Origin of the sequence: Streptomyces sp. AC558_RSS880 (genome assembly GCF_019049255.1) — a bacterium.
Lineage (GTDB): Bacteria > Actinomycetota > Actinomycetes > Streptomycetales > Streptomycetaceae > Streptomyces.
In genome coordinates this window covers 1-26,774 of sequence record NZ_JAGMUJ010000016.1, presented here as the reverse complement: position 1 = coordinate 26,774, position 26,774 = coordinate 1, and the positions used below count along the sequence as shown (strand labels likewise).

General features: G+C 71.8%; 21 protein-coding genes and 1 riboswitch. Of the genes, 14 read left to right on the top strand and 7 right to left on the bottom strand.

All coding sequences use genetic code 11. The annotated features are described in order from the left end of the window. Positions 1 to 6 precede the first annotated feature (6 nt). From KUM38_RS06550 to KUM38_RS06540, 3 genes are all read left to right on the top strand, one after another. On the top strand, positions 7 to 894 hold the full coding sequence (locus tag KUM38_RS06550) for a FadR/GntR family transcriptional regulator (RefSeq protein ID WP_217128318.1): 888 nt from the start codon (positions 7 to 9) through the stop codon (positions 892 to 894). Between the two features lie 428 nt (positions 895 to 1,322). Continuing rightward, positions 1,323 to 2,822, top strand: coding sequence for an RNA polymerase sigma factor (locus KUM38_RS06545; RefSeq protein ID WP_217128317.1), 1,500 nt, complete (start codon positions 1,323 to 1,325; stop codon positions 2,820 to 2,822). 154 nt (positions 2,823 to 2,976) lie between these two features. Then, positions 2,977 to 3,810 carry a trypsin-like serine protease gene (locus KUM38_RS06540; RefSeq protein WP_217128316.1) on the top strand — a complete coding sequence of 278 codons (834 nt, stop codon included), beginning with the start codon at positions 2,977 to 2,979 and terminating at the stop codon, positions 3,808 to 3,810. A gap of 138 nt (positions 3,811 to 3,948) precedes the next feature. On the opposite strand, the gene KUM38_RS06535 is transcribed toward KUM38_RS06540, so the two are convergent. Continuing rightward, positions 3,949 to 4,179, bottom strand: a complete 231-nt coding sequence (locus tag KUM38_RS06535; RefSeq protein WP_217128315.1) for a hypothetical protein — start codon at positions 4,177 to 4,179, stop codon at positions 3,949 to 3,951. Positions 4,180 to 4,619: 440 nt separating this feature from the next. On the opposite strand from KUM38_RS06535, the gene KUM38_RS06530 reads away from it, so the two are divergent. From KUM38_RS06530 to KUM38_RS06520, 3 genes are all read left to right on the top strand, one after another. Beyond that, entirely contained in the window at positions 4,620 to 6,743 is a 2,124-nt protein-coding gene (locus KUM38_RS06530) for a type IIA DNA topoisomerase subunit B (protein WP_217128314.1), read from the top strand. 95 nt (positions 6,744 to 6,838) lie between these two features. Next, positions 6,839 to 7,288, top strand: a complete 450-nt coding sequence (locus tag KUM38_RS06525; RefSeq protein WP_217128313.1) for a DUF485 domain-containing protein — start codon at positions 6,839 to 6,841, stop codon at positions 7,286 to 7,288. Continuing rightward, positions 7,285 to 8,877 carry a cation acetate symporter gene (locus KUM38_RS06520; protein WP_217128312.1) on the top strand — a complete coding sequence of 531 codons (1,593 nt, stop codon included), beginning with the start codon at positions 7,285 to 7,287 and terminating at the stop codon, positions 8,875 to 8,877. The genes KUM38_RS06525 and KUM38_RS06520 overlap by 4 nt, the downstream gene beginning before the upstream one ends. A gap of 83 nt (positions 8,878 to 8,960) precedes the next feature. Here KUM38_RS06520 and KUM38_RS06515 read toward each other — a convergent pair whose 3' ends face one another. The 3 genes from KUM38_RS06515 to KUM38_RS06505 form a co-directional block, all read right to left on the bottom strand. Next, complete coding sequence (locus tag KUM38_RS06515) at positions 8,961 to 9,641, bottom strand: response regulator (RefSeq protein ID WP_217128311.1); 681 nt, start codon at positions 9,639 to 9,641, stop codon at positions 8,961 to 8,963. Then, on the bottom strand, positions 9,638 to 11,311 hold the full coding sequence (locus KUM38_RS06510; RefSeq protein WP_217128310.1) for a sensor histidine kinase: 1,674 nt from the start codon (positions 11,309 to 11,311) through the stop codon (positions 9,638 to 9,640). Before KUM38_RS06510 ends, KUM38_RS06515 begins: the two co-directional genes overlap by 4 nt. Before the next feature lie 86 nt (positions 11,312 to 11,397). Then, on the bottom strand, positions 11,398 to 12,339 hold the full coding sequence (locus KUM38_RS06505) for a sucrase ferredoxin (RefSeq protein ID WP_217128309.1): 942 nt from the start codon (positions 12,337 to 12,339) through the stop codon (positions 11,398 to 11,400). A gap of 325 nt (positions 12,340 to 12,664) precedes the next feature. On the opposite strand from KUM38_RS06505, the gene KUM38_RS06500 reads away from it, so the two are divergent. Then, positions 12,665 to 12,904: a hypothetical protein gene (locus KUM38_RS06500; protein WP_217128308.1), complete on the top strand. Its 240-nt coding sequence runs from the start codon at positions 12,665 to 12,667 to the stop codon at positions 12,902 to 12,904. Position 12,905: 1 nt separating this feature from the next. On the opposite strand, the gene KUM38_RS06495 is transcribed toward KUM38_RS06500, so the two are convergent. After that, a complete protein-coding gene (locus tag KUM38_RS06495) occupies positions 12,906 to 13,460 on the bottom strand; it encodes a DUF6082 family protein (protein ID WP_217128307.1) in 555 nt (184 codons plus the stop codon). A gap of 319 nt (positions 13,461 to 13,779) precedes the next feature. On the opposite strand from KUM38_RS06495, the gene KUM38_RS06490 reads away from it, so the two are divergent. Continuing rightward, the gene (locus KUM38_RS06490) at positions 13,780 to 14,823 is read left to right on the top strand and encodes a GTP-binding protein (protein WP_217128306.1); all 1,044 of its coding nucleotides are present in this window, start codon (positions 13,780 to 13,782) and stop codon (positions 14,821 to 14,823) included. Here the strand turns inward: KUM38_RS06490 and KUM38_RS06485 are convergent. Further along, on the bottom strand, positions 14,820 to 17,270 hold the full coding sequence (locus KUM38_RS06485) for a DNA topoisomerase (ATP-hydrolyzing) subunit A (protein ID WP_217128305.1): 2,451 nt from the start codon (positions 17,268 to 17,270) through the stop codon (positions 14,820 to 14,822). The two genes, KUM38_RS06490 and KUM38_RS06485, sit on opposite strands and share 4 nt — an antisense overlap. A 441-nt stretch (positions 17,271 to 17,711) precedes the next feature. On the opposite strand from KUM38_RS06485, the gene KUM38_RS06480 reads away from it, so the two are divergent. The 4 genes from KUM38_RS06480 to KUM38_RS06465 all read left to right on the top strand — a co-directional run bounded on the left by KUM38_RS06480 (position 17,712) and on the right by KUM38_RS06465 (position 22,512). Beyond that, entirely contained in the window at positions 17,712 to 19,097 is a 1,386-nt protein-coding gene (locus KUM38_RS06480; RefSeq protein ID WP_217128304.1) for a pitrilysin family protein, read from the top strand. Beyond that, positions 19,094 to 20,482 carry a pitrilysin family protein gene (locus tag KUM38_RS06475; protein ID WP_217128303.1) on the top strand — a complete coding sequence of 463 codons (1,389 nt, stop codon included), beginning with the start codon at positions 19,094 to 19,096 and terminating at the stop codon, positions 20,480 to 20,482. Before KUM38_RS06480 ends, KUM38_RS06475 begins: the two co-directional genes overlap by 4 nt. A gap of 202 nt (positions 20,483 to 20,684) precedes the next feature. Continuing rightward, positions 20,685 to 20,849: riboswitch (cyclic di-AMP (ydaO/yuaA leader) on the top strand. 12 nt (positions 20,850 to 20,861) lie between these two features. After that, the gene (locus tag KUM38_RS06470; RefSeq protein WP_217128302.1) at positions 20,862 to 21,635 is read left to right on the top strand and encodes a M23 family metallopeptidase; all 774 of its coding nucleotides are present in this window, start codon (positions 20,862 to 20,864) and stop codon (positions 21,633 to 21,635) included. A 181-nt stretch (positions 21,636 to 21,816) separates the two neighbouring features. Then, complete coding sequence (locus KUM38_RS06465; RefSeq protein WP_217128301.1) at positions 21,817 to 22,512, top strand: GntR family transcriptional regulator; 696 nt, start codon at positions 21,817 to 21,819, stop codon at positions 22,510 to 22,512. Between the two features lie 159 nt (positions 22,513 to 22,671). On the opposite strand, the gene KUM38_RS06460 is transcribed toward KUM38_RS06465, so the two are convergent. Further along, positions 22,672 to 22,953: an HPr family phosphocarrier protein gene (locus KUM38_RS06460; protein WP_217128300.1), complete on the bottom strand. Its 282-nt coding sequence runs from the start codon at positions 22,951 to 22,953 to the stop codon at positions 22,672 to 22,674. A gap of 188 nt (positions 22,954 to 23,141) precedes the next feature. Between KUM38_RS06460 and KUM38_RS06455 the strand changes: the two genes are divergently transcribed. Both KUM38_RS06455 and KUM38_RS06450 read left to right on the top strand, forming a co-directional pair. Beyond that, positions 23,142 to 25,958, top strand: a complete 2,817-nt coding sequence (locus KUM38_RS06455) for a bifunctional GNAT family N-acetyltransferase/acetate--CoA ligase family protein (protein ID WP_217128299.1) — start codon at positions 23,142 to 23,144, stop codon at positions 25,956 to 25,958. Between the two features lie 66 nt (positions 25,959 to 26,024). Continuing rightward, positions 26,025 to 26,621, top strand: a complete 597-nt coding sequence (locus tag KUM38_RS06450) for a DUF5998 family protein (RefSeq protein ID WP_217128298.1) — start codon at positions 26,025 to 26,027, stop codon at positions 26,619 to 26,621. Positions 26,622 to 26,774: the final 153 nt, after the last annotated feature.

Genomic DNA, 26,774 nt, shown 5'->3' with positions numbered 1-26,774 from the left:
GGATGCGTGAGTACCCTTGCGCACACCATGATGACCACCGCCCGCTCCGCAGACTCCGGCCTCGGGAGCCCGGGCGAACTCGACCGCTACCCCTACGCCGAGGCGCCCGCCGTCGACCGCGTGGGGGGCCCCGCCTGGGACGGCGCGGATCCGGAGCTGGGTCGTGTGGGCCGACGGGCCGCGGGCAGCCGCGGCCGCGGGCTGCACGGCCAACTCGTCCAGCAGTTGGGTCAGATGATCGTTTCCGGGGACCTGGGCGCCGACCGCCCGCTGGTGCCGGAGGAGATCGGCCAGCGCTTCGAGGTCTCCCGCACCGTCGTCCGCGAGTCGCTCCGCGTCCTGGAGGCCAAGGGCCTGGTCAGTGCCCGACCGAACGTCGGCACACGCGTGCGTCCCGTCAGCGACTGGAACCTCCTCGACCCGGACATCATCGAGTGGCGGGCCTTCGGGCCGCAGCGCGACGACCAGCGCCGTGAGCTCAGTGAGCTCCGCTGGACGATCGAGCCGCTCGCCGCCTGCCTGGCGGCCGGCCACGGGCGGGAGGACGTCCAGCAGCGGCTGACCGACATGGTCGAGATCATGGGCCACGCCATGGGGCAGGGCGACGCCCTGACGTTCGCCCGCGCCGACGCGGAGTTCCACTCCCTGCTCATCCAGATCGCCGGCAACCGGATGCTGGAGCACCTCTCCGGGATCGTGTCCGCCGCGCTGCAGGTCTCGGGCGGCCCGGTCACGGGCTGTGAGCGGCCGAACGAGGCGTCCCTGGCGCAGCACGGCCGGATCGTCGACGCCCTCGCCGACGGCGACGGCGCGGCGGCCGAGGCGGCCATGCGCCAACTGCTCACGGTCCACCCAGAGGTGGAACGCGTGGTGCCCGCTCCGCGCGAGCACTGACCGCGTTCCGCGGACGGCGCGGTCCGGCATGCCATCCCCCTCCTGTGGCAGCGCCCCACCGATGAGCCGTCCCCCGTCGGACCCCGCGGGATCGTTGACGATCCCGCGGGGTCCGATGCCCAGAACGGCGTGGCACACTCGGAGAGGTGACCTCCTCGCCCCCGAGTGAACGCTTTCGTGATTATTTGACCGATTTCGTGCGCTTATGGGGTGTGACTCGGGCCACGCGGATTGGACGTAACGCTCCTGGGAAGAACGCGATGACCTAAGAGGTGACAGCCGCGGAGGGAATACGGACGCCGTTCATGGCGCTGTGCATCCTCCCCGGCCCTCGCCCGCACCGTCGGCCCATCCCCAAGCCGGCGGTCGGCTCCTGTCCACTGTGGACGGGGCCGGAAGCCGTTTTCCAACGTTCCGAGAGGTTGTTCGTGTCGGCCAGCACATCCCGTACGCTCCCGCCGGAGATCGCCGAGTCCGTCTCTGTCATGGCGCTCATTGAGCGGGGAAAGGCTGAGGGGCAGATCGCCGGCGATGACGTGCGTCGGGCCTTCGAAGCTGACCAGATTCCGGCCACTCAGTGGAAGAACGTACTGCGCAGCCTCAATCAGATCCTCGAGGAAGAGGGTGTGACGCTGATGGTCAGTGCCGCAGAGCCCAAGCGCACCCGCAAGAGCGTCGCAGCGAAGAGTCCCGCCAAGCGCACCGCCACCAAGACGGTCGCCGCCAAGACGGTGACCGCGCGGAAGGCCACCGCCACCGCGACTCCGGCGGCGCCCGCCGCCGACCCCGCCGCCGAGGAGGAGGCATCCGCCAAGAAGGCGGCTGCCAAGAAGACGACCGCGAAGAAGACGGCCGCCAAGAAGACCACGGCCAAGAAGGACGACGCCGAGCTGGGCGACGAGGAAGTCCTCGAGGACACCAAGGTCGCGGAGGAGCCCGAGGGCGCCGAGAACGCCGGTTTCGTGCTCTCCGACGAGGACGAGGACGACGCGCCCGCCCAGCAGGTCGCCGCCGCCGGTGCCACCGCCGACCCGGTCAAGGACTACCTCAAGCAGATCGGCAAGGTCCCCCTGCTCAACGCCGAGCAGGAGGTCGAGCTCGCCAAGCGCATCGAGGCGGGTCTGTTCGCCGAGGACAAGCTGGCCAACTCCGACAAGCTGGCGCCCAAGCTCAAGCGTGAGCTGGAGATCATCGCCGAGGACGGCCGCCGCGCCAAGAACCACCTGCTGGAGGCCAACCTCCGTCTGGTGGTCTCCCTGGCCAAGCGCTACACCGGCCGCGGCATGCTCTTCCTGGACCTCATCCAGGAGGGCAACCTCGGTCTGATCCGCGCGGTGGAGAAGTTCGACTACACCAAGGGCTACAAGTTCTCCACGTACGCCACCTGGTGGATCCGCCAGGCGATCACCCGCGCGATGGCCGACCAGGCGCGCACCATCCGTATTCCGGTGCACATGGTCGAGGTCATCAACAAGCTCGCGCGCGTGCAGCGCCAGATGCTCCAGGACCTGGGCCGCGAGCCCACTCCGGAGGAGCTGGCCAAGGAGCTCGACATGACCCCGGAGAAGGTCATCGAGGTCCAGAAGTACGGCCGTGAGCCCATCTCCCTGCACACCCCGCTGGGCGAGGACGGCGACAGCGAGTTCGGTGACCTCATCGAGGACTCCGAGGCGGTCGTCCCGGCCGACGCGGTCAGTTTCACGCTGCTGCAGGAGCAGCTGCACTCCGTCCTGGACACCCTGTCCGAGCGCGAGGCGGGCGTCGTCTCCATGCGCTTCGGTCTCACCGACGGTCAGCCGAAGACCCTCGACGAGATCGGCAAGGTGTACGGCGTCACGCGCGAGCGCATCCGTCAGATCGAGTCCAAGACCATGTCGAAGCTGCGCCACCCGTCGCGCTCCCAGGTGCTGCGCGACTACCTCGACTAGGTTCGCCCGCCGCGACGCACCGTCGTGCGCCGGCCCGTGTCAGGCCCGGTTCCCGTCCTCGGGAGCCGGGCCTTCGCGTCCCCGCGCGGGTGCGGGCTCGGGCGGGGTCCGTCACTGTGGGTGTTCCAGGATCACCCCAGTGTGAGGAGCGTGCATGCGACGTCGTCTTGCCCGGGCCCTGGCCCGGCCGCTGGCCCTCGCGGCCGCCGCGTCCGTCATACCGCTGGCCTCGGCCGTTCCGGCGGTCGCCGACAGCGTCGTCGTCGGTGGCTTCCCCGTCGACGTCTCGGAGGGGCCGTGGACAGTGGCGCTGTCCAGCCGCGACCGGTTCGGAGGTGCGCGAGCGGGACAGTTCTGCGGGGGCGTGGCGGTCGGCCGGACCACCGTGCTCACCGCGGCCCACTGCATGGACGAGGAGGTGCTGGGGACGTCCCCGGAGCGCGTGGGCGACCTCAAGGTGATCACGGGGCGTACGGAACTGCTCTCGGACCGCGGTCAGGAGATCGCCGTACGCGGCACCTGGGTGAACCCGGGCTATGACGGCGTCACCAACTCCGGCGACTACGCCGTCCTCAGGCTGGCCGAGCCGCTGCCCTCGAGCTCGGTGATAGCCATGGCCGGGGCCGGTGATCCCGCGTACCGGGCGGGCACCGCGGCCGCCGTCTACGGGTGGGGGGACACCACGGGGACCGGGGCCTATGCCGGCAGCCTGCGCGCGGCACGCGTGCGGGTGCAGCCCGACGTGCTGTGCGAGAAGGCGTATCCGGGCGGTTCCGAGGGCACCTACCGCGCCGAGACGATGCTGTGCGCGGGAGAGGCGCGCGGGGGCCGGGACGCCTGTCAGGGGGACAGCGGAGGGCCGCTGGTGGCCCAGGGACGGCTGATAGGTCTCGTGTCCTGGGGAACGGGGTGCGGCCGGGCGGGCAGTCCCGGGGTGTACACACGCGTCTCCGAGATCCTGCGGACCCTCGGGTGGCCGCAGGGCTGAGAACGGGCGAAAGGGTACCGGCGGGCCGCTGGGCGGTCCCCGGCGGGTGCGGGCATGAGTCGGGCGGCTGCCTCCCGGGAGGAGGCAGCCGCCCGCTCACCGGCCTGTGCCGGGTTGCTCGTCGTCGGATGCGAGGTGTCAGCGCTCTTCGTCGGGAGCGGCCGCCGGAGGGGCGGTCAGCCGCTCCGTCTCGTCCTGTATCTCAGCGGCGATCTTCTTGAGTTCCGGCTCGAACTTGCGGCCATGGTGGGCGCAGAAGAGCAGTTCTCCGCCGCTCAGCAGGACGACGCGCAGGTATGCCTGGGCGCCGCAGCGGTCGCAGCGATCGGCGGCCGTCAGCGGGCTCGCGGGGGTCAGAACAGTAGTCACGTCGCCTCTTCTCTAGCTCGACGAGCTGTCGTACCAGGGTCAACATCCAACCAGCCCCAAAACGTTCCCGCTCGTGGCTTCTCCTCGGAAAAATTTTCCGAGGTGGGTGGCTGTTGCCGGTTGGCGGCGAATGTGCCGTAGTGCGTGTCTGATGTGTCGTACGGATTCGCGTTCGTATCGGTGGTCGGCCCTCCCGGCTGGCTTGCCGGTTGTTCATGAGGACGTGCCCGGAGCCTAAATGGTTCATGCCTCGAAGGGAACGTGATGTGTGCTTCACTCCATCGAGGGATCGAACAAGCATGCGACTCTCGACTAGGGTGGGCTGAAGCGAGGGTGGCGTTACAACGGCTCTACCAGGCCTCGGTACCCTCTCAGCGGTGACTGAAGCCGCGCCCTTACCCATGAGGGCCGCATCTGAAATTCAGCGAGGAGCGAACCGCGTGACCGCCGAGACGTCCGTGCCGTCCACAGCGCTGCTGGCAGGAGCAGACCGGGACGGTTCCAACTACACCGCGCGGCACCTGCTCGTCCTCGAGGGGCTCGAGGCCGTGCGGAAGCGCCCCGGTATGTACATCGGATCCACCGACAGCCGTGGTCTGATGCACTGCCTCTGGGAGATCATCGACAACTCCGTCGACGAGGCCCTCGGAGGTTACTGCGACCACATCGACGTGATCCTCCACGACGACGGCTCGGTGGAGGTCCGGGACAACGGCCGGGGCATCCCGGTCGACGTCGAGCCCAAGACCGGCCTCTCCGGCGTCGAGGTCGTCATGACCAAGCTGCACGCCGGTGGCAAGTTCGGCGGCGGCTCGTACGCCGCCTCCGGCGGTCTGCACGGCGTCGGCGCCTCCGTCGTCAACGCGCTCTCCGCGCGGCTGGACGTCGAGGTGGACCGGGGCGGGCACACCCATGCGATCAGCTTCCGGCGCGGTGTCCCCGGTGCCTTCGCCGCCCTGGGTCCGGACGCGAAGTTCGAGGCCGGGAGCGGGCTGCGCAGGGCCAAGAAGATCCCGAAGACCCGCAGCGGCACGCGCGTGCGCTACTGGGCCGACCGCCAGATCTTCCTCAAGGACGCCAAGCTCGCCCTGGAGACGCTGCACCAGCGCGCCCGCCAGACCGCGTTCCTGGTGCCCGGCCTGACCATCGTCGTCCGCGACGAGTACGGGCTCGGCGAGGGCGGCAGCAAGGGCGAGGAGTCGTTCCGCTTCGACGGCGGCATCAGCGAGTTCTGCGAGTTCCTGGCCTCCGACCGGCCCATCTGCGACACCCTCCGCTTCACCGGACAGGGCACCTTCAAGGAGACCGTCCCGGTCCTCGACGAGCACGGCCAGATGACGCCCACCGAGGTCACCCGCGAGCTCGGCGTCGACGTCGCGATGCGCTGGGGCACCGGCTACGACACCACGCTCAGGTCGTTCGTCAACATCATCGCCACCCCCAAGGGCGGCACCCATGTCGCCGGCTTCGAGCAGGCCGTCGCCAAGACGATGAACGAGGTGCTGCGCGCCAAGAAGATGCTGCGCGTGGCCGAGGACGACATCGTCAAGGACGACGCCCTCGAGGGTCTCACCGCGGTGGTCACGGTCCGCCTGGCCGAGCCGCAGTTCGAGGGCCAGACCAAGGAGGTCCTCGGCACCTCGGCGGCCCGCCGCATCGTGAACAACGTGATCTCCAGGGAACTCAAGGCGTTCCTGACCTCCACCAAGCGCGACGACGCCCAGCAGGCCCGCGTCGTCATGGAGAAGGCCGTCGCCGCGGCCCGGACCCGCATCGCGGCCCGTCAGCACAAGGACGCGCAGCGCCGCAAGACGGCCCTGGAGTCCTCCTCGCTGCCCGCCAAGCTCGCCGACTGCCGCAGCGACGACGTCGACCGCAGCGAGCTGTTCATCGTCGAGGGTGACTCCGCGCTCGGCACGGCCAAGCTCGCCCGGAACTCCGAGTTCCAGGCGCTGCTGCCGATCCGCGGCAAGATCCTCAACGTCCAGAAGTCGTCCGTGACGGACATGCTCAAGAACGCCGAGTGCGGCGCGATCATCCAGGTCATAGGGGCGGGCTCGGGGCGGACCTTCGACATCGACACGGCCCGCTACGGCAAGATCATCATGATGACCGACGCCGATGTCGACGGCTCCCACATCCGCACCCTGCTGCTGACCCTGTTCCACCGCTACATGCGGCCCATGGTCGAGGCCGGCCGGGTGTTCGCCGCGGTGCCGCCGCTGCACCGCATCGAGCTGATCCAGCCCAAGAAGGGCCAGGACAAGTACGTCTACACGTACTCGGACCGGGAGCTGCGCGACAAGCTCATGGAGTTCCAGAGCAAGAACATCCGCTACAAGGACTCGATCCAGCGCTACAAGGGCCTCGGTGAGATGGACGCCGACCAGCTGGCCGAGACCACCATGGACCCGCGTCACCGCACCCTGCGCCGGATCAACCTCACCGACCTGGAGGCCGCCGAGCAGGTCTTCGACCTCCTCATGGGCAACGACGTCGCCCCGCGCAAGGAGTTCATCTCCAGCTCCGCGGCGACCCTGGACCGCTCGCGCATCGACGCCTAACGGGCGCGCCGGGCGCGCTCGGCCCGGTCACCTGATGGGGTGAAGCAGAACGGGAAGAAGAGTCGGGGATCTTCCCGTTCTGTCCATCCTTGGGCATGCAGCGAAGCAACTCGGGGGACGTGAGGTACGACGATCCCTGGTACGACGCCCTCGCCTCGGGCTGGGGCGAGTCGGCCGGCCCGGCGGAGGCGGCGGTGCCGGCTCGCCGCGCGGACGGGGCCGACGTCTACCTCGAAGTACAGCGCAGCGCGGCCTTCCAGGAGGTGCGCAGCCGGTACCGGCGGTTCGTGGTGCCGGCGGTCGCCGCCTTCCTCATCTGGTACGTGGCGTACGTCGTGACCGCCACGACCGCGCCGGGGCTGATGGCCCGGCCCGTCGCGGGCGCGGTGAACCTGGGCATGCTCGCCGGGCTCGGCCAGTTCCTGACCACCTTCCTGCTCACCTGGGCCTACGTCCGTCATGCGCGGCTGCGCCGGGACCGGGCGGCGCTGGAACTGCGCTGGTACGCCCAGGAGTTGGCGCGCGGAAGAGGCGGCGCGGCATGACGGGTGATCACCTGATGCCGGCACTGCTGCTGTTCGGCGCGTTCGTCGCGGTGACCCTGGCCATCACGACCTGGGCGAGCCGCCACCGGCAGGGATCGGCGGAGGAGTTCTACGCGGGCGGCCGGCTCTTCTCCCCGATGGAGAATGGTTTTGCCATCGCGGGCGACTACATGTCGGCCGCGTCCTTCCTCGGCGTCTCCGGACTCATCGCGCTCGTCGGCTACGACGGGATGCTCTACTCGGTGGGCTTCCTGGTGGCCTGGCTGGTGGTCCTGTTCCTGGTCGCGGAACTGGTGCGCAACTGCGGCCGGTTCACGCTCGCCGACGTGGTCGCCGCGCGCATGCGGGAGCGGCCGGTGCGGATCGCGGCGGGAACCTCGTCGGTCACCGTGTCCGTTCTGTACCTGGTGGCGCAGATGGTGGGCGCGGGCAGCCTGGTCGCGCTGCTGCTCGGCGGCTCGGGCGAGGCGGCCCGGGCCTGGACCGTCGTCGGCGTCGGCGTGCTCATGGTGATCTATGTGTCGTTGGGAGGGATGCGGGCCACCACGTGGATCCAGATCGTGAAAGCGGTCCTGCTGCTCGGCGGCACCGTCGCGCTGACCGTCCTCGTCCTGCTGCGGTTCCACGGCGACGTCAACCGGCTGCTCCTCACCGCGGCCGAACGCAGCGGTCACGGTGAGGCGTTCCTGGCGCCCGGGCTCGCCTACGGCGGTGACTGGACCGCGCGGTTCGACTTCATCAGCCTGGGCCTCGCGCTGGTGCTCGGCACGGCGGGGCTGCCGCACCTCCTGTCCCGCTTCCACACCGTCCCCACCGCGCGGGCGGCCCGGCGGTCGGTCGTCTGGGCGATCGGGCTCATCGGCGGCTTCTACCTGATGACGATCGTGCTCGGCTTCGGCGCCGCCGCCCTCGTCGGACCGGACGCCGTGCGCGCCTCGAGCGCGTCCGGGAACACGGCGGTGCCGCTGCTGGCGCTCGACCTGGGCGGCGGCGCCGGCTCCACCGGCGGAACGATCCTGTTCGCGATCGTCGCCGCGGTCGCCTTCGCCACGATCCTCGCCGTGGTCGCCGGGATCACGCTCGCCTCCTCGGCGTCCGTCGCGCACGACCTCTACGCCTCCCTGCGACGCCGGCGAGGGAAGCCGCGCGGCGAGGTGGCGGTGGCCCGCCTCGCGGCGGCCGGCATCGGTCTGCTCGCGATCGCCCTCGGTCTGCTGGCCCGCGACCTCAACGTCGCGTTCCTGGTGGGCCTCGCCTTCGCCGTGGCCGCGTCCGCGAACCTGCCCGTGTTGCTCTACTCCCTGTTCTGGCACGGCTTCACCACCCGCGGCGCCGTGTGGGCCGTGTACGGAGGTCTGATCCCGGCCGTGGTGCTGGTGCTGCTGTCCCCCGTGGTGTCGGGCGGCCCCGCGTCCCTCTTCCCGGGCGCCGACTTCCAGCTCTTCCCGCTGCGGAATCCCGGTCTGGTCTCCGTCCCGCTGGGCTTCCTCGCGGGCTGGCTCGGCACGCTCACCTCGCGCGAGGTCCCCGACGAGGCCAAGCACGCGGAGACCGAGGTGCGCTCACTGACCGGTGCGGGGGCGGTGTAGGGCGCTCGGCGGAGACGGACGGCGCCGCCATCCGTGGAGGAGGGAGGACACGGTTCCTTCCCTCGCCCCCATGGGCCGTGTCCTCAGGCGCGGGTCGCCCACACGTAACGGTGTTCCGGGCGGCCCGCGTCGCCGTACTTCAGGGTCAGCGTGGCCCGTCCCGTGCGCTCCAGGAGCTTCAGGTAGCGCTGGGCGGTCTGGCGGCTCACCCCCGTGCGCTCGGCGATCTCCTGGGCCGACAGCGGGCCGTCGGCGTTCATCAGGGACTGCCGTACGAGTTCGGCGGTGGTGGGGGAGTGTCCCTTGGGCAGCTGTGGCTCGGACGACGCCGACAGCGCGCCGAAGATGCGGTCCACCTCCGCCTGCTCCGCCTCACCACCGCCGTCGAGGGTGCGGCGCAGTTCCGCGTACGCCTCCAGCTTGGCGCGCAGCCCGGCGAAGGCGAACGGCTTGACCAGGTACTGCAGGGCGCCCTGGCGCATTGCCGCCTGCACCGTGGACACGTCCCGGGCCGCCGTCACCATGATCACGTCGGTCTGGTGCCCGCGCCGGCGCATCTCCTGCACCACCTCGAGCCCCGTCTCGTCGGGCAGGTAGTGGTCCAGGAGGACGAGATCCGGCCGGGGCAGCGCCTCCAGCCGGCCGAGCGCCTCGGCCGCGCTGTGCGCCTGACCGGCGACATGGAAACCGGGCACCTTCTCGACGTACGCGGCGTTGACCCGTGCGACCCGGACGTCGTCGTCCACGACCAGGACCTCGATCATCGTGACTCCTCCTCGGCGGCCCCCGGGGCGGACGCCCCGGTGAGGGCGGGTTCCGCGCCCGGCTCGGTCAGGGCCTCGGGCAGGACGACGGTGAACTCCGCGCCTCCGCCGCTCGCCCCGCCCACCTCCGCGCTGCCCCCCTGGCGCTCGGCGAGCCGGCGCACCAGCGGCAGCCCGATGCCCCGCTCGCGGTGGGCCGGCGCCTCCTTGGTGGACCAGCCCTCGGTGAAGATCAACTCGCGGTGCTCCGGCGGAATTCCGGGCCCGGTGTCGCGCACCACGAGCACCGCCGTACGCCCTTCGGCGCGCAGTTCGACCTCCACGCGCGCCTGCGGCGTACCGGCGACGGCGTCCAGGGCGTTGTCCACCAGATTGCCGACGACGGTGACGAGCCCCCGGGGGTCGATCAGCCGGTCCGGCAGCCGGGTCCCGTCCGACACCCACAGCGCCACCCCGCGCTCGGCCGCGACCGTCGCCTTGCCCACCAGCAGCGCCGCGAGCAGCGGGTCCCGGATCTTCTCGGTGACCTGCTCCGACGTGGCCCGGTGATCGCCGACGACCTCGCCGACGAACTCCACCGCGTCGTCGTACATCTCCAGCTCCAGCAGCCCCAGCAGGGTGTGCATGCGGTTGGCGTGCTCGTGGTCCTGGGCGCGCAGCGCGTCGATGAGTCCCCGTGTGGAGTCCAGCTCCCGGCCGAGCCGGTCCAGCTCCGTGCGGTCGCGCAGGGTGGCCACGGCACCGCCGTCGTCCGTCGGCATCCGGTTGGCGACCAGGACCCGTCGGCCGCGGACGGTGAGCAGATCCGTGCCGGTCACCCGTCCGGCCAGCACATCGGCGGTGCGTCCTTCGCCGAGCGCCAGGTCGGGGGAGTGGCCGACGGCCTCCTCGCCGATCCCCAGCAGGCGCTGCGCCTCGTCGTTCAGCAGGCGGATACGACCGGTGCGGTCCAGGGCGACGACGCCCTCCCGGATGCCGTGCAGCATCGCCTCACGCTCCGCGAGCAGCGCCGCGATGTCCGAGAAGGCCAGGTCGCGGGTCTGCCGCTGCACCCGCCGGGAGATCAGCCAGGCCGCGAGCGCGCCCACGGCCAGGGCGCCGCCGGCGTACGCGAACAGTCCCGGGATGGCGTGGATCAGCCGGGCCCGGACGCTGTCGTAGGCGATGCCGACCGAGACCGCCCCGACGATCTCGCCGTCGTCGTCACGCAGCGGCACCTTGCCCCGCGCGGAGCGTCCCAGGGTGCCCTCGTCGATCTCCATGACGTCGTGTCCGGCCAGCGCCTCACCGGGGTCGGTCGACACCAGGCCGCCGATCCGCTCCGGATCGGTGTGCGACCAGCGCACGCCCCGCACATCCAGCACCACGACGTACTCGGCCCCGGTGGCCTTCCGGATCCGTTCGGTCTCCCGCTGCACCGGCCCGTCCGGGGACGGTTCCGTCCCGCGCAGGTCCCGCGCCATCTGCGGCTGCTGGGCGGTGGTCTGTGCGATCGCGAGCGCGCGGCGCATCGCCTGGTCGTCCAGCTGGTCGCCGAGCGGCGCGAGGAACAGCCCGGTGGCCAGCACCGCGACTCCCGCGGCGATCGCCAGCTGCATCAGCAGGACCTGCGAGAACACCCGCCGCGGCAGGCCGAGGCGCAGGCGGCGTGCGGGGGGAGTGGAGCTCATACCCATGACGGTACGTGGGTGGGCGCGGGGTGCCGCAGGGGTGTGGCGGGGATCTCCTGAGCCCGTGTTCCCGTGAGCGGGGGCGGTCAGCTCGCCAGCGCTGCCAGGGCCACCTCGCGGACGCCCACGACGTCCATCCGCGCGGGCGAGCCGAGCACCGACCCGCAGCTCTCCGGACGGGGCGGCAGGGACGCGCCCTGGGCGACCTCCACCAGCCACCGGCGCCCGTCCGCATGGGCGACGGTCACCTCCCAGCGGGGCGCGGCGCCGTCCGTCCGTACGACGCTCAGGGCCTGCGCGGCGTACTCGCCCACCGCGCGCCGGACGGCCAGCTCGGCCGCCTGACCGGGCCGCTCCCAGGCGGAACACCCCCGGCACCCCTCGACGACGATCCGGCCCTCTTCCATGCCGTGCAGCACCTCCTTGACGGTGTGCGCCTCGGCCCGCCCGTACGCGTAGCCGTACGGCAGACAGAGGATCGTGGGGGAGAAACGGTGACCGCCCAAGTGGGTGACCTCCCAGACGCCCTCGACCCCGGAGGCGGCGAGTTCGGCCGCCAGGGGCCGTCCGAGGAGGGCGCAGCAGCGGTCGCGTTTGCCGTTGGTGCAGACGAGGGAGAGGGGGCCGCCCTCGTGGGGCCGTCCGCCGAGCGCGGTCGCGAAGGACTCCGGCTCGCCCCTGCCGAGTGCGGCGAAGTCGAGGTCGAGCAGACGTTCGAGGTTCGTGGTCGTGGCGGCGTGCAGCCACACGTTTCCGGGAACGGTGTGGGCCGCGTACACCCGGCGCGTGGCGGGCGTCCGGCGGTCCGCGTGCCGCCCGGGCCGCCGGATGAGCGCGATCCGCACTCCGCTGCCCTTCGCGGCGGCCTCCAGGGCACGGCCCAGCGCGGGGTCGAGGTGGCTGGAGGTGAGCGCCTTGGCACCCCAGGGGCCGGGCTGCTCCAGCAGCAGCCAGGTCCGTGCGGTGGCGGCGGTTCCCGCGACGGGCTCATCGAGCTCGCGGGAGACGTTCGAGCACGTGCTACTCACAAAGGTGAGCCTAACCTGACTTGCTCGGTGGTGCCGAGTCGACCCGTCGGCGCCGTGGGGTGCGCACTGACTGGTGACAATTGCCCTGAACGGGGCTGATCATCGATTCTTCGGTTACTTGTCACTCTTGCGGAGGATTCATCGGAGCGGGAGTGCTCTCACACCCCCGGGTGATAGGAATGCCGCACGCGTTGCGCGTCCATTGCGGTGCGAGCCGGTCCGGTCGCCTGCGAGCCTCCTTCGGGAGGGGGTCGGGCCTGCGAGGATGCCGTCGCGTGGCAGTGGGCGTAGGCGCTCGTGCCTTGAGAGCAGAGGAAATTCAACAGTGAGTCAGATCATCCGCCGCCTCGGTGTCGCTCCGCGCTATCGAGGCAGCGCCAGCGGTGCGACCTGCCCCGACCTCTTCGAGCTGGCCGACGGGAACTTCGCCGTCATCGGTACGGATGTCACTGATTCGCTCGACTCCCAACTGCCCGAGGACGCCGCGCGTGCCGACTACGAACGCATCGTCGTGATCACCAGGGAGACCCTGATCAGGGCGAAGCCTGACATCCCGGACGCATAGGTCACGCGTCGAGGGGTGGTTCCCCGACCACCCACCACTCGTCGGTGTCGGCTTCGTCGAGCTGCAGCAGCAGGTCGTCGATCAGCCGGCCGAGTTCTGCTTCCTCGGTGCCCGTCAGGCTCGCGCGCTGTTGCCGGGTCGCGTGCCAGTAGTCCCTGACGATCGCGTTCTGGAAGATGCCCCGGGCGTGCTTGAAGAATTCGTCCCTGCTGTAGTTGCCGATGCGGTAATAGCAGAGCAGGTTCGTGTACAGGGCGTTGGCGAACAGATACTGCCGACGCTTCTGTGCGGTGACGGGGACCTCGAAGAGGTCCAGGACTTCGGCCAGTTCGGGGTCGTCGATCGCCTTGCTCAGCAGCTCCCAGTGCTGGCGCTGCTGCATGGCCAGGTTGGTCCGCTGTTGCGTGTGTGCCTGTTCCTCCAAGCGCTCCAGACGCTCGTTGATCGCGTCCAGGCTGTGTCGCTGTGCTGCCATGGCGGCAAGGGCACCTGCGGCCAGGCCCAGGCCGGCCGCGGCTGCGGAGCGGAGCCGCAGCCCCAGGTTCCGTGTGGCCATGTCAAATACCCCCGATCGGGCCGCCGTCCGCCGGTCGTCGGGTTGCGGGTCGACGGTAGGGAACCGGCGAGCGGTGGGCGGCGCTTGCCGCCTTCCAGGGTGCCGAGCGGCTCTGATCGGCGGGAAGGCGGCCAGGCGGCGCACGGAGGGAAGCGAGGGTCGCACAAACCGGCGCCTTGCCCAACGTCTGCCCCGCGGACGCTGCTAACAATCGTTCACTTCGCCGTCGTTCTCGCCACTCGTATCCTGGGGCGTCAGTCGGTTTTCGGGGCGCACGCCGTGAGCGAGCCGGTGTGCGCACAGGTGGGAGAGGGGTCGCGTGTCGGAGCGGAGCAGCGGGCGGCAGATTCCGGTGGTCGTACTGGCCGGATTTCTCGGCTCGGGGAAGACCACCCTGCTCAACCACCTCCTCCACCGCAGCGGCGGCAGCCGCATCGGTGCCGTGGTCAACGACTTCGGGGCCGTCGAGATCGACGCGATGGCCGTCGCCGGGGCGCTCGGGGACTCGACCGTGTCGCTGGGCAACGGGTGTCTGTGCTGTGCCGTCGACGGCAGCGAGCTGGATGAGTACCTCGAGCGGCTCGCCCGGCCCTCCGCCGGGATCGACGTCATCGTCATCGAGGCCAGCGGCCTCGCCGAACCGCAGGAACTCGTGCGGATGGTGCTCGCCAGCGAGCATCCGGACATCGTGTACGGCGGACTCGTCGAGGTCGTGGACGCCGCCGAGTTCGACGACACCCGGGCCAGGCACCCGGAGATCGACCGGCACCTCGCCCTCGCGGATCTGGTGGTCGTCAACAAGGTGGACCGGGTCACGGACGCCGCGCGCGTGCCGGCCATGGTCCGGTCCCTCGTCGACCGTGCGGCCGTGGTGCCCGCCACACACGGCCGGGTCGACCCCGAGTTCCTCTTCGACTGCAGGCCGAGCGAGGAGCGCGTCGGACAGCTGTCGTTCGACGATCTGCATCACGACGACCACGCTGAGCATCTGCACGCCGCGTACGACAGCGTCTCCTTCGTCTCCGGGCGCCCGCTGGACCCGCGCCGGCTGATCCGGTTCCTGGACAGCCGGCCCGAAGGGCTGTACCGGATCAAGGGCTACGTCGACTTCGGGCCGTACGACACCCGCAACCGGTACGCCGTACATGCCGTGGGGCGGTTCCTGCGGTTCTACCCCGAGCCCTGGCCCGTCGGCGAGGAGCGGCTCACGCAGCTCGTTCTCATCGGGTCGGACATCGACGCCACCGCCCTCCGCGAGGAGCTGGAGGCGTGCCGGAGCGACGGCGCCCCACACACCGACGAGCACGGCATGTGGGGCGTTCTGCGCTATGTGCAGGGAGCGGCGGAGGACCCGGCGGCCTAGACCGGGCCCGCCACCACCGACACCGTCTTCGGCAGGGAGACGCCCGAGCCGTCACGGCGCGGGTCGGGCTCCGGGAGGTTCACCGCGGCGCCGTTCTTCTGCGCGGCACGGGCCGGTACCGGGCCCGCCCAGGCCAGGGCCAGGCAGTCCTCGCCCTTCAGGAACCGCTGGCAGCGCACGCCGCCGGTGGCCCGGCCCTTGCGCGGGTACTGGTCGAACGGAGTCAGCTTGGCCGTCGTCTGGACCGAGTCGTCCAGCGTGCCCCGCGAACCCGCGACCGTGAACACCACCGCGTCCGCGGCAGGGTCGATCGCCGTGAAGGAGATGACCTTCGCCCCCTCGGTGAGCTTGATGCCCGCCATGCCGCCCGCGGGACGGCCCTGTGGCCGGACCTGCGCGGCCGGGTAGCGCAGCAGCTGGGCGTCGTCGCTGATGAAGACCAGGTCCTCCTCGCCCGTGCGCAGCTCGACCGCGCCGACGATCCGGTCGCCCTCCTTGAGCGTGATGACCTCCAGCTCCTCCTTGTTCGAGGGGTAGTCGGGCACCACGCGCTTGACGACTCCCTGTTCCGTGCCGAGCGCCAGGCCCGGCGACGACTCGTCGAGCGTGGTCAGGCACACCACCTGCTCGTCGTCCTCCAGGGACACGAACTCGGCCAGGGGCGCCCCGCCCGAGAGGTTCGGCGTCGGCATCGCCTGCGGGAGCTGCGGCAGGTCGACGACGTTCAGCCGGAGCAGCCGGCCGGACGAGGTGACGACGCCGATCTCACCGCGGGCCGTCGCCGGCACCGCCGAGACGATCACGTCGTGCTTGACCCGCTTGCCGTCGTCGGCGAGCGGCTCGTTGTCCGCCGTACGGGCGAGCAGGCCCGTGGAGGACAGCAGCACGCGGCACGGGTCGTCCGCCACCTGCAGCGGTACGGCGGCGGCCGGGGTGCCGGCCGACTCCAGCAGCAGCGTACGGCGGTCGTTGCCGAACTTCTTCGCCACCGCGGCCAGTTCGGTGGAGACCAGCTTGCGCAGCTCCGCGTCCGAGTCCAGGATCCGGGTCAGCTCCTCGATCTCCGCGTTCAGCCGGTCCTTCTCGGCCTCCAGCTCGATCCGGTCGTACTTGGTGAGGCGGCGCAGCGGCGTGTCCAGGATGTACTGGGTCTGGATGTCGCTGAGGGAGAACCGCTCCATCAGGCGCTGCTTGGCCTGCGCCGAGTTCTCGCTGGAGCGGATGAGGCGGATGACCTCGTCGATGTCCACCAGGGCCGTGAGCAGGCCCTCGACCAGGTGGAGGCGGTCGCGCCGCTTGCCCCGGCGGAACTCCGAACGCCGGCGCACGACGTTGAAGCGGTGGTCGAGGTAGACCTCGAGGAGTTCCTTGAGGCCCAGGGTGAGCGGCTGGCCGTCCACCAGCGCCACGTTGTTGATGCCGAAGGACTCCTCCATCGGCGTCAGCTTGTACAGCTGCTCCAGGACCGCTTCCGGCACGAAGCCGTTCTTGATCTCGATGACCAGCCGCAGACCGTGCTCGCGGTCGGTGAGGTCCTTGACGTCGGCGATGCCCTGGAGCTTCTTCGACCCGACCAGGTCCTTGATCTTGCCGATCACCTTCTCCGGACCGACCGTGAAGGGCAGCTCGGTGACGACGAGGCCCTTGCGGCGGGCCGTCACGTCCTCCACGGTGACCGTCGCGCGGATCTTGAACGTGCCGCGGCCCGTCTCGTACGCGTCACGGACGCCGGACAGGCCGACGATCCGGCCGCCGGTGGGCAGGTCGGGGCCCGGGACGTGCTTCATCAGGGCGTCGAGATCGGCGTTCGGATACCTGATCAGGTGCCGCGCGGCCGCGACGACCTCGCGCAGGTTGTGCGGCGGCATGTTGGTGGCCATGCCGACGGCGATGCCCGACGCGCCGTTCACCAGGAGGTTCGGGAACGCGGCGGGCAGCGCCACCGGCTCCTGCTCCTGGCCGTCGTAGTTGGGCGCGAAGTCCACCGTGTCCTCGTCGATGGACTCGGTCATCAGGCTGGTGGCCTCGGCCATCCGGCACTCGGTGTACCGCATGGCGGCGGGCGGGTCGTCGTTGCCCAGCGAGCCGAAGTTGCCGTGGCCGTCGACCAGGGGGACGCGCATCGAGAACGGCTGGGCCATGCGGACCAGGGCGTCGTAGATCGACGCGTCGCCATGGGGGTGCAGCTTGCCCATGACCTCGCCGACGACGCGGGCGCACTTCACGTAGCCGCGCTCGGGCCGCAGGCCCATCTCGTTCATCTGGTAGACGATGCGGCGGTGCACCGGCTTGAGACCGTCGCGCGCGTCCGGCAGGGCGCGGGAGTAGATGACCGAGTACGCGTACTCGAGGAAGGAGCCCTGCATCTCGTCGACGACGTCGATGTCGAGGATCTTCTCCTCGTACGACTCGTCGGGCGGCGGGGTCTTCGTGCTGCGGCGGGCCATCGCTGCCGGCTCCTTGCTGAAGCGTTGTGGACGGGATCTGACGCGGACCATTGTGGACCGTCGCACTGACAGACGGGACCAGGACCCGGTTGCGGGAGCCCTGGGGAGGGCAGGGTACGGCGCGTGTGCGGTGCGTTTCCGGGCGGGGTCGCCCGGTGGCCGGGGTGAGGTGGGACGGGGGTTCGTCGCGCGGCCCGGCGCCTTCGGGGTGCCTCCCCCAGGGGGTACCCCCCAGCCCACCCGTGCCGCCCTGGGGTACCTCCCAGGCCTTTGAGGAACCGGGGGAGGCACGACTGCCCGCGGCCGTGGCCCCGCATTCTCGCTCTCGGCGTAGCCCGCCCCGGGCGGGAACTTCGTCGGGGGTCCGCGCGCTTGCATACAGTGGCAGGACCGGCAGAAACGGCGGTTTCGACGACCGCCTCCGCGATCGAAGGGACGTACATGCCCATGGGTCACACGGCCACAGCCCAGGCAGGCTCCGGCGGCCTGACAGCGACCGAGCACCGCCTGGCCAACGGCCTGCGCGTGGTGCTCTCCGAGGACCACCTGACCCCGGTCGCCGCGGTGTGCCTCTGGTACGACGTGGGCTCGCGCCACGAGGTCAAGGGCCGTACGGGGCTGGCTCACCTCTTCGAGCACCTCATGTTCCAGGGCTCCGCCCAGGTGAAGGGCAACGGTCACTTCGAGCTGGTCCAGGGCGCCGGCGGCTCCCTCAACGGCACCACCAGCTTCGAGCGCACCAACTACTTCGAGACCATGCCCGCCCACCAGCTGGAGCTCGCCCTCTGGCTGGAGGCCGACCGCATGGGCTCCCTGCTGACCGCCCTGGACGACGAGTCCATGGAGAACCAGCGGGACGTCGTCAAGAACGAGCGCCGCCAGCGCTACGACAACGTCCCCTACGGCACCGCCTTCGAGAAGCTGACCGCCCTCGCCTACCCGGAGGGCCACCCGTACCACCACACGCCCATCGGCTCGATGGCGGACCTGGACGCGGCCACCCTGGAGGACGCCCGCCAGTTCTTCCGCACGTACTACGCGCCGAACAACGCCGTGCTCTCCGTCGTCGGCGACATCGACCCCGAGCGGACGCTCGCCTGGATCGAGAAGTACTTCGGCTCCATCCCGAGCCACGACGGCAAGCCCGCGCCCCGCGACGGCTCGCTGCCCGACGTCATCGGCGGGCAGCTGCGCGAGGTCGTGGAGGAGGAGGTCCCCGCGCGTGCGCTGATGGCCGCCTACCGGCTGCCCGAGGACGGCACGCGCGCGTGCGACGCCGTCGACCTGGCGCTCACCGTCCTCGGCGGTGGCGAGTCCTCGCGGCTCTACAACCGGCTGGTACGGCGCGACCGCACGGCCGTGGCCGCCGGCTTCGGTCTGCTGCGGCTGGCCGGGGCCCCCTCCCTGGGATGGCTGGACGTGAAGACGTCCGGCGACGTGGAGGTGCCGGTCATCGAGGCCGCCATCGACGAGGAGCTCGCCCGGTTCGCCGAGCAGGGCCCCACGGCCGAGGAGATGGAACGCGCGCAGGCCCAGTTGGAGCGCGAGTGGCTCGACCGGCTCGGTACGGTCGCGGGCCGCGCCGACGAACTGTGCCGGTACGCCGTCCTGTTCGGCGACCCGCAGCTCGCCCTGACCGCCGTACAGCGCGTCCTGGAGGTGACGGCGGAGGAGGTGCAGGAGGTCGCCAAGGCCCGCCTGCGCCCCGACAACCGCGCGGTGCTCGTCTACGAGCCGGTCGCCGCCGAGGGCACCGAGGACACCGAGGGCACCGAGGAAGCCGCCGCAGCCGCCGGCACCGACGAGAACGAGGAGGCGGCGAAGTGACCGAGCTCGCCACGATGGACTTCCACCCGCAGCCGCAGGCCGGCGACGCCAAGCCCTGGGCCTTCCCGGCCCCCGAGCGCGACACGCTCGACAACGGCCTGACCGTGCTGCGCTGCCACCGCCCCGGCCAGCAGGTCGTCGCCGTCGAGGTGCTCCTCGACGCGCCCCTGGAGGCCGAGCCGGCCGGTCTCGACGGTGTCGCCACGATCATGGCGCGGGCCTTCTCCGAGGGCACCGACAAGCACTCCGCCGAGGAGTTCGCCGCCGAGCTGGAGCGCTGCGGCGCCACCCTGGACGCGCACGCCGACCACCCCGGCGTCCGCCTCAGCCTGGAGGTCCCGGCCTCGCGGCTCACCAAGGGGCTCGGGCTGCTCGCCGACGCGCTCCGGGCGCCCGCGTTCGCCGACAGCGAGGTCGAGCGGCTGGTCCGCAACCGCCTCGACGAGATCCCGCACGAGCTGGCCAACCCCTCCCGCCGCGCCGCCAAGGAGCTCTCCAAGGAGCTGTTCCCGGCGAGTTCGCGCATGTCGCGTCCGCGCCAGGGCACCGAGGAGACGGTCGAGGGCATCGACTCCGCGGCCGTACGCGCCTTCTACGAGAAGCACGTCCGCCCCGCCACGGCCACCGCCGTGGTCGTCGGCGACCTCACCGGCATCGACCTGGAGGCGCTGCTCGGCGACACGCTCGGCTCCTGGACCGGCTCCGCGGCGCAGCCGCGGCCCGTTCCGGCGGTGGTCGCCGACGACACCGGCCGGGTCGTGATCGTGGACCGTCCCGGCGCCGTGCAGACGCAGCTGCTGATCGGCCGCATCGGCCCCGACCGGCACGACCGCGTGTGGCCCGCGCAGGTGCTCGGCACGTACTGCCTCGGCGGCACCCTCACCTCCCGCCTGGACCGCGTGCTGCGCGAGGAGAAGGGCTACACCTACGGCGTGCGGGCGTTCGGACAGGTCCTGCGATCCACCCCGGACGGCACGGGTGCGGCGATGCTGGCCATCAGCGGCTCCGTGGACACGCCGAACACCGGCCCCGCCCTCGACGACCTGTGGACCGTGCTGCGCACGCTCGCCGCGGAGGGGCTCACCGACGACGAGCGCGACGTCGCCGTGCAGAACCTGGTGGGTGTGGCGCCGCTCAAGTACGAGACCGCCGCGGCCGTCGCGAGCACCCTGGCCGACCAGGTCGAGCAGCACCTGCCCGACCACTACCAGGCCGACCTGTACCGGCAGTTGGCGGCCACCGGCACCGTGGAGGCCACCGCGGCCGTCGTGAACGCGTTCCCGGTGGACCGTCTGGTGACCGTCCTCGTCGGCGACGCGGCACAGATCAAGGCGCCCGTCGAGGCCCTCGGGATCGGTGAAGTCACCGTCGTGACGGCCGAGTAGCGAGCCGCGGAGGCGCACGCGCGCGTGGGGCCCTGGTGACAGGAAAGTCATCAGGGCCCTCTTATGCCCGAATTGGGGCGGAGGTTGCCTGTCTGCCCTGTGGGATGCGCTACAAAAACCGGGATTCGTTTGAGGATCGGAAGGCGCCCCGCTTAGCTTCGTCCGGGCTGTTCGTCGGGCAGTGCGCCGCATCCGCGGCACCGGACAGCCATCGCCGAGTCCCCGTACGGCGCGAGCCAGGGGAGCCGGGGACCCACATGAGTCCCTGGGGTGAATCGGACGCCCGCGCGTGTCGCGAGGGGGTCCGTAGGAGACCTTCCTGCTCCGAACCCGTCAGCTAACCCGGTAGGCGAGAGGGAAGGAAAGGACCAGCCTCTCCATGGCGTTCACCCGCGCCCCGGGCAAGCACCGTCGTCCCAGCCGGACGCAGCGCGGCACCGCCCGCGCGGCGGGCGTCGCGGCGCTCACCACCACCGGCGTCGTCGGCTCCCTCGCGGCCCCCGCGCTCGCCGCCGAACCCGCCGCCGCACAGACCGGCCTCACGCCCGTCGTCACCCTGGGCGACGCGGTCGCCGACCGGATCGACGCCCAGGCGGCCGCCCAGCACGAGGCCGCCCGGGAGGCGGCCGAGGCCGCCGCGCGCAAGGCCGCCGAGGAGGCCGCGCGCGAGAAGGCCGCCAAGGAGGCCGCGGAGGCCCGCGCGGAGAAGGAGCGCGCCGCGCGGGAGGCCGAGCGCGAGCGCCTCAACACCTTCGTCTCCCCGATCCCCGGCTCGTACGTCTCGACCAGTTACCGGGCCGGCAGCTCGCTGTGGTCCTCCGGCAGCCACACCGGTGTCGACTTCCACGCCGCGAGCGGCACCCCCGTCCAGTCGGTCGGCGTCGGCACCGTCGTCGAGGCCGGCTGGGGCGGCTCGTACGGCAACCAGGTCGTCATCAAGATGCACGACGGCACGTACACCCAGTACGGTCACCTGTCGTCCATCGGCGTCTCGGTGGGCCAGCAGGTCGCCGCCGGGCAGCAGATCGGCCTCTCCGGCGCCACCGGCAACGTCACGGGCGCGCACCTGCACTTCGAGGCCCGTACGACCGCCGAGTACGGCTCCGACCTCGATCCCGTCGCCTACCTCCGCGCGCACGGCGTGAACCTCTAGACCCGACCGCTTCCCGGTGCCCCGGCTCCCCGAGCCGGGGCACCGGTGTTTCCGGGCGGCGCCTGTCCAAAAAATAAGCATGGATTCCGGTCCGACGTCGTGAATTCCCGCTGATTGCAATAGAGTCACGGAACACACGTCAATCGTCGACGTTTCACGGGGATTAAGCCGGAGGTCGGTCATGCGTATTCCCGCGCACTCGGTGTGCACGGCGATCCGGGACGACATCGTCGCGGGTGTCCACGAGCGCGGCGGCCGGCTCACCGAGGAAGTCCTCGCCCGCCGTTACGGCGTCTCCCGCGTCCCCGTCCGGGAGGCGCTGCGCACGCTGGAGGCCGAGGGCTTCGTGGTGACCCGGCGGCACGCGGGCGCGTGCGTCGCGGAACCCACCGAGCAGGAGGCCGCCGACCTGCTGGAGATGCGTGTGCTCCTCGAGCCGCTCGGCGCCTCCCGCGCGGCCCAGCGCCGCACCGAGGCCCATCTGAAGGTGCTGCGCGGCCTGGTCCGGCTGGGGCAGGAACGCGCCCGCCAGGGCAACAGCGACGACCTGCGCTCCCTGAGCGGCTGGTTCCACGAGACGCTCGCCCAGGCCACCGGCAGCCCGGCGCTGACGTCGACGCTGACCCAGCTGCGGCACAAGATCGCCTGGATGTACGCCACCGAGGGGCCGTCCGACCCGGTCGAGTACTGGGCGGAGCACGGCGCGATCGTGGACGCCGTGGCGCGCGGCGACGGCGACCGCGCGCGGTCCGTCACGGCGCTGCACACCGAGCGCGCGAGTGCCGGGCACCGCCTGCGCTTCGCCTCCGGCGCCGGCCGCGCGGACCGTGTGAGGAACTCGCAACATCCCGTAAACATTCCGAGTCTCCGGCATTAACACGGGTGCCGTATACAAAGAGGATGCATTCCTCGGGGGTTATTTCTGCTGCCCGGGAAAAGGGGAAAGGTAAAAGGAAAAGGCCCGCACGGTGGTCCGTGCGGGCCTTTCGGGTGCGGTGCGTTTCGGCGAGGAGACGTTCCCGCACCCCCTGCGTGCTCAGACGGTCTCGGGGAGCTCCTCGAGACCCTCGGAGACCAGCTTCGCCAGCCGGTCCAGGGCGGCGTCCGCGCCCTCGGCGTCGGACGCGAGGACGATCTCCTCGCCGCCCTGGGCGCCCAGGCTCAGGACAGCCAGCATGGAGGCCGCGTTGACGGGGTCGCCCCCGGCCTTGGCGATCGTCACCGGGACGCCTGTGGCCGTGGCGGCTCGGACGAAGATGGAGGCGGGGCGGGCGTGGAGGCCCTCGGCCCAGCCGACGTTGACGCGGCGCTCAGCCATGTGTTGCTGCCCTTCGGTGTTCAGGGTTGTCTAGACCAGTTTCCCACATCGTGAAGCGTGCCCGGAGCGTGCCCAAAGTGGCCTCCGCTCCCGCTCCCGGTGACAGCCGGACCGCGGCCTCGGCCCGGCTGTCGTCCACCACAGACTGCCCCGCGCCGTTGTCGTACGCGAGCCGTACTCTGGGGCCCATGCAGATCCCGTCGGACCGGCACGAGTATCCCGCCCACTGGGAGGCCGACGTGGTGCTGCGCGACGGCGGCACCGCGCGCGTCCGCCCCATCACCGTTGATGACGCCGAGCGCCTGGTCAGCTTCTACGAGCAGGTGTCGGACGAGTCGAAGTACTACCGTTTCTTCGCGCCCTACCCTCGCCTGTCCGCCAAGGACGTCCACCGCTTCACGCACCACGACTTCGTGGACCGGGTGGGACTCGCGGCCACCATCGGCGGCGAGTTCATCGCCACCGTACGCTACGACCGGATCGGTGCCGACGGCACGCCCGCCTCGGCTCCGGCCGACGAGGCCGAGGTCGCCTTCCTCGTCCAGGACGCCCACCAGGGCCGGGGCGTCGCCTCCGCCCTCCTCGAACACATCGGCGCCGTCGCGCGGGAGCGCGGCATCCGCCGGTTCGCGGCCGAGGTGCTGCCCGCCAACACCAAGATGATCAAGGTGTTCACCGACGCCGGCTACACCCAGAAGCGCAGCTTCGAGGACGGTGTCGTCCGCCTGGAGTTCGACCTCGAACCCACCGACCGCTCCATGGCCGTGCAGTACGCGCGCGAACAGCGCGCCGAGGCGCGTTCGGTGCAGCGGCTGCTCGCCCCCGGCTCGGTGGCCGTCGTCGGCGCCGGCCGCACCCCCGGCGGGGTGGGCCGCAGCGTCCTCGACAACCTCCGGGACACCGGGTTCACCGGCCGGCTGTACGCCGTGAACAAGGCCCTGGGGGACGGGGAGAAGGAAATCGGCGGGGTGGCCGCGTTCCGCTCGGTGCGGGACATCGACGGGCCCGTCGACCTCGCGGTCGTCGCGGTGCCCGCCGAGCGGGTCCCGGAGATCGTCACCGAGTGCGGCGAGCACGGCGTGCAGGGGCTCGTCGTCGTCTCCGCCGGCTACGCCGAGTCCGGCCCCGACGGCCGCGAACGCCAGCGTGCCCTCGTACGGCACGCGCGCGCGTACGGCATGCGGATCATCGGCCCGAACGCCTTCGGCGTCATCAACACCTCCCCGGACGTCCGGCTGAACGCCTCGCTCGCCCCGGAGACGCCCCGCCCGGGCCGGATCGGACTGTTCGCCCAGTCCGGCGCCATCGGCGTCGCCCTGCTGTCCCGCCTGCACCGGCGCGGCGGCGGCGTCACCGGCGTCACCGGCGTGTCCACCTTCGTCTCGTCCGGCAACCGGGCCGACGTCTCCGGCAACGACGTCCTGCAGTACTGGTACGAGGACCCCGACACCGACGTCGTCCTGATGTACCTGGAGTCCATCGGCAACCCCCGCAAGTTCACCCGGCTCGCCCGCCGGACCGCGGCGGCGAAGCCGCTGGTCGTGGTCCAGGGCGCACGCCACGGAGCGGGCCCCCGGGGACACGCCGTACGGGCGACCCGGCTGCCCCACGCGACGGTGTCCGCGCTGCTGCGGCAGGCCGGGGTGATCCGCGTGGACACCATCACCGAGCTGGTCGACGCGGGCCTGCTGCTCGCCCGCCAGCCCCTGCCGGCCGGGCCCCGGGTGGCGATCCTCGGCAACTCCGAGTCCCTGGGCCTGCTCACCTACGACGCCTGCCTCGCCGAGGGCCTGCGCCCGCATCCCCCGCTGGACCTCACCACCGCGGCCTCGGCGGCGGACTTCCACGCGGCGCTCTCCCGCGCGCTGGCCGACGACACGAGCGACGCGGTCGTCGTGACGGCGATCCCGGCGGTGGGGGAGGGCTCGGTCGGCGACGCGGCCCTGGCCCAGGCCCTGCGCTCGGCCGCCGCCGCGACCCCGTCCAAGCCGGTCCTGGTGGTCCACGTGGAACTCGGCGGCCTCGCGGCGGCCCTGTCGGCCGCCACCAGCACGGCCCCGCAGGCCCCGGCGCCGACGGCCCCGGCGCCACGGCCCCGGACGGACACCGCTCCCGCGACGGCCCCGCCGCTCCCCGAGGGCGCCCACCTCATCCCCGCCTACCCCGCTTCCGAGCGTGCCGTCCGGGCGCTCGCCCAGGCCGTCGCGTACGCGCAGTGGCGGCGGGACGCCGCCGAGCCCGGCAAGGTGCCCGAGTACGACGACATCGACGAGCGGGGCGCCGCCGCGCTCATCGACGGGCTGCTCGCGCGCGGCCAGGGCCTCGCCCTCGGCACCGCCGAGACCTGCGACCTGCTCGGCACCTACGGCATCCACGTCCACCGCGCCCTCCCCGCCCCGGACCCCGACACCGCCGCCGAGGCCGCGCGCACCCTCGGCCACCCCGTGGCCCTCAAGGCGACCGCCCCCCATCTGAGGCACCGCGCCGACCTGGGCGGCGTCCGCCTGGACCTGGCCGACGAGGAACAACTACGCCGGGCGTACACCGAGTTGACGGAGCTGTTCGGCGCCCCGGAGGAGCTGCGTCCCGTGGTGCAGCGGATGGCCCCGCGCGGTGTCGACACCGTCGTACGCGCGGTCATCGACCCCGCCGCCGGAGCCGTCCTCTCCTTCGGGCTGGCCGGGCCCCCCTCGCAACTGCTCGGGGACATGGCGCACCGGCTGATCCCGGTCACCGACCGGGACGCGACCTCACTGGTGCGATCGATCCGGACCGCCCCGCTCCTGTTCGGCTGGCGCGGCTCGGCACCGGTCGACACCCCGGCGCTGGAGGAGCTGATGCTGAGGGTGTCGCGGCTGGTCCACGACCATCCGGAGGTCGTCGCGGTCACCCTGGAGCCGGTCGTCGTCGCCCCGCACGGCGTGAGCGTCCTCGGCGCCTCCGTACGCCTCGCCCCGCCGCCCGCCCGCGACGACCTCGGCCCGCGGACCCTCCCCGCGTACTGACCGGCGCCGGGGAGCGGAGTGCGGTGAGCGGTGAGCGGTGCCTCGCAGTCAGTGGTCCCCCGTAGGATGGGGCCCATGGCCAAGACCAGTACGACGACCCAGGGGCTGCGGGCGGCGATCGAGCGCAGCGGCTACTACCCGGCCCTCGTGGCCGAGGCGGTGGAGGCCGCCGTGGGCGGCGAGCCCATCCGGTCGTACCTGGTCCACCAGGAGACGACGTTCGACTCGAACGAGGTGCGGCGGCACGTCACCGTGCTCGTCCTCACCGGCAACCGCTTCATCGTCAGCCACACCGACGAGCAGGCCGCGGACAACACCTCCCCGACGCCGTACGCCACCACGTCCACGGAGTCGGTCAAGCTCGGCCGGATCTCGTCGATCGTGGTCAGCCGGGTGGTCGCCAACCCGGAGTCGTACAAGCCGGGCACGCTGCCGCGCGAGATCGTGCTCACCATCGGCTGGGGCGCCGTCTCCCGCATCGACCTGGAGCCGGCCGCCTGCGGCGACCCCAACTGCGAGGCCGACCACGGCTACACGGGCAGCTCCACGGCCGACGACCTGAGCCTGCGCGTCAGCGAGGCCGGTGACGGACCGGAGACGGTGCGCCAGGCGCTCACCTTCGCGCAGGCCCTGTCCGAGGCGACCGCGGACCAGACGCGCTGATGGCCCAGCCCACACCCGGCGCACGACGCGCGCCGGGCGCCCAGCCCGCGCCCGACGCGCAGCCCGCCCCCGACGCGCAGCCCGCCCCCGGTGCGCGGCCCGTATCCGGCGCCCAGCCCGCCCCCGGCGCCCAGCCCGCGCCCCGCCCGAGGG

What these genes read in the sequence shown, in the direction of transcription:
- KUM38_RS06495 (WP_217128307.1), bottom strand. Translation starts at nt 13,460, where the DNA reads ATGGCCACACGGAACCTGGGGCTGCGGCTCCGCTCCGCAGCCGCGGCC.
- KUM38_RS06510 (WP_217128310.1), bottom strand. Translation starts at nt 11,311, where the DNA reads ATGAGCTCCACTCCCCCCGCACGCCGCCTGCGCCTCGGCCTGCCGCGG.
- KUM38_RS06515 (WP_217128311.1), bottom strand. Translation starts at nt 9,641, where the DNA reads ATGATCGAGGTCCTGGTCGTGGACGACGACGTCCGGGTCGCACGGGTC.
- KUM38_RS06485 (WP_217128305.1), bottom strand. Translation starts at nt 17,270, where the DNA reads ATGGCCCGCCGCAGCACGAAGACCCCGCCGCCCGACGAGTCGTACGAG.
- KUM38_RS06460 (WP_217128300.1), bottom strand. Translation starts at nt 22,953, where the DNA reads ATGGCTGAGCGCCGCGTCAACGTCGGCTGGGCCGAGGGCCTCCACGCC.
- KUM38_RS06540 (WP_217128316.1), top strand. Translation starts at nt 2,977, where the DNA reads ATGCGACGTCGTCTTGCCCGGGCCCTGGCCCGGCCGCTGGCCCTCGCG.
- KUM38_RS06525 (WP_217128313.1), top strand. Translation starts at nt 6,839, where the DNA reads ATGCAGCGAAGCAACTCGGGGGACGTGAGGTACGACGATCCCTGGTAC.
- KUM38_RS06450 (WP_217128298.1), top strand. Translation starts at nt 26,025, where the DNA reads ATGGGGCCCATGGCCAAGACCAGTACGACGACCCAGGGGCTGCGGGCG.
- KUM38_RS06465 (WP_217128301.1), top strand. Translation starts at nt 21,817, where the DNA reads ATGCGTATTCCCGCGCACTCGGTGTGCACGGCGATCCGGGACGACATC.
- KUM38_RS06455 (WP_217128299.1), top strand. Translation starts at nt 23,142, where the DNA reads ATGCAGATCCCGTCGGACCGGCACGAGTATCCCGCCCACTGGGAGGCC.
- KUM38_RS06520 (WP_217128312.1), top strand. Translation starts at nt 7,285, where the DNA reads ATGACGGGTGATCACCTGATGCCGGCACTGCTGCTGTTCGGCGCGTTC.
- KUM38_RS06480 (WP_217128304.1), top strand. Translation starts at nt 17,712, where the DNA reads ATGCCCATGGGTCACACGGCCACAGCCCAGGCAGGCTCCGGCGGCCTG.
- KUM38_RS06470 (WP_217128302.1), top strand. Translation starts at nt 20,862, where the DNA reads ATGGCGTTCACCCGCGCCCCGGGCAAGCACCGTCGTCCCAGCCGGACG.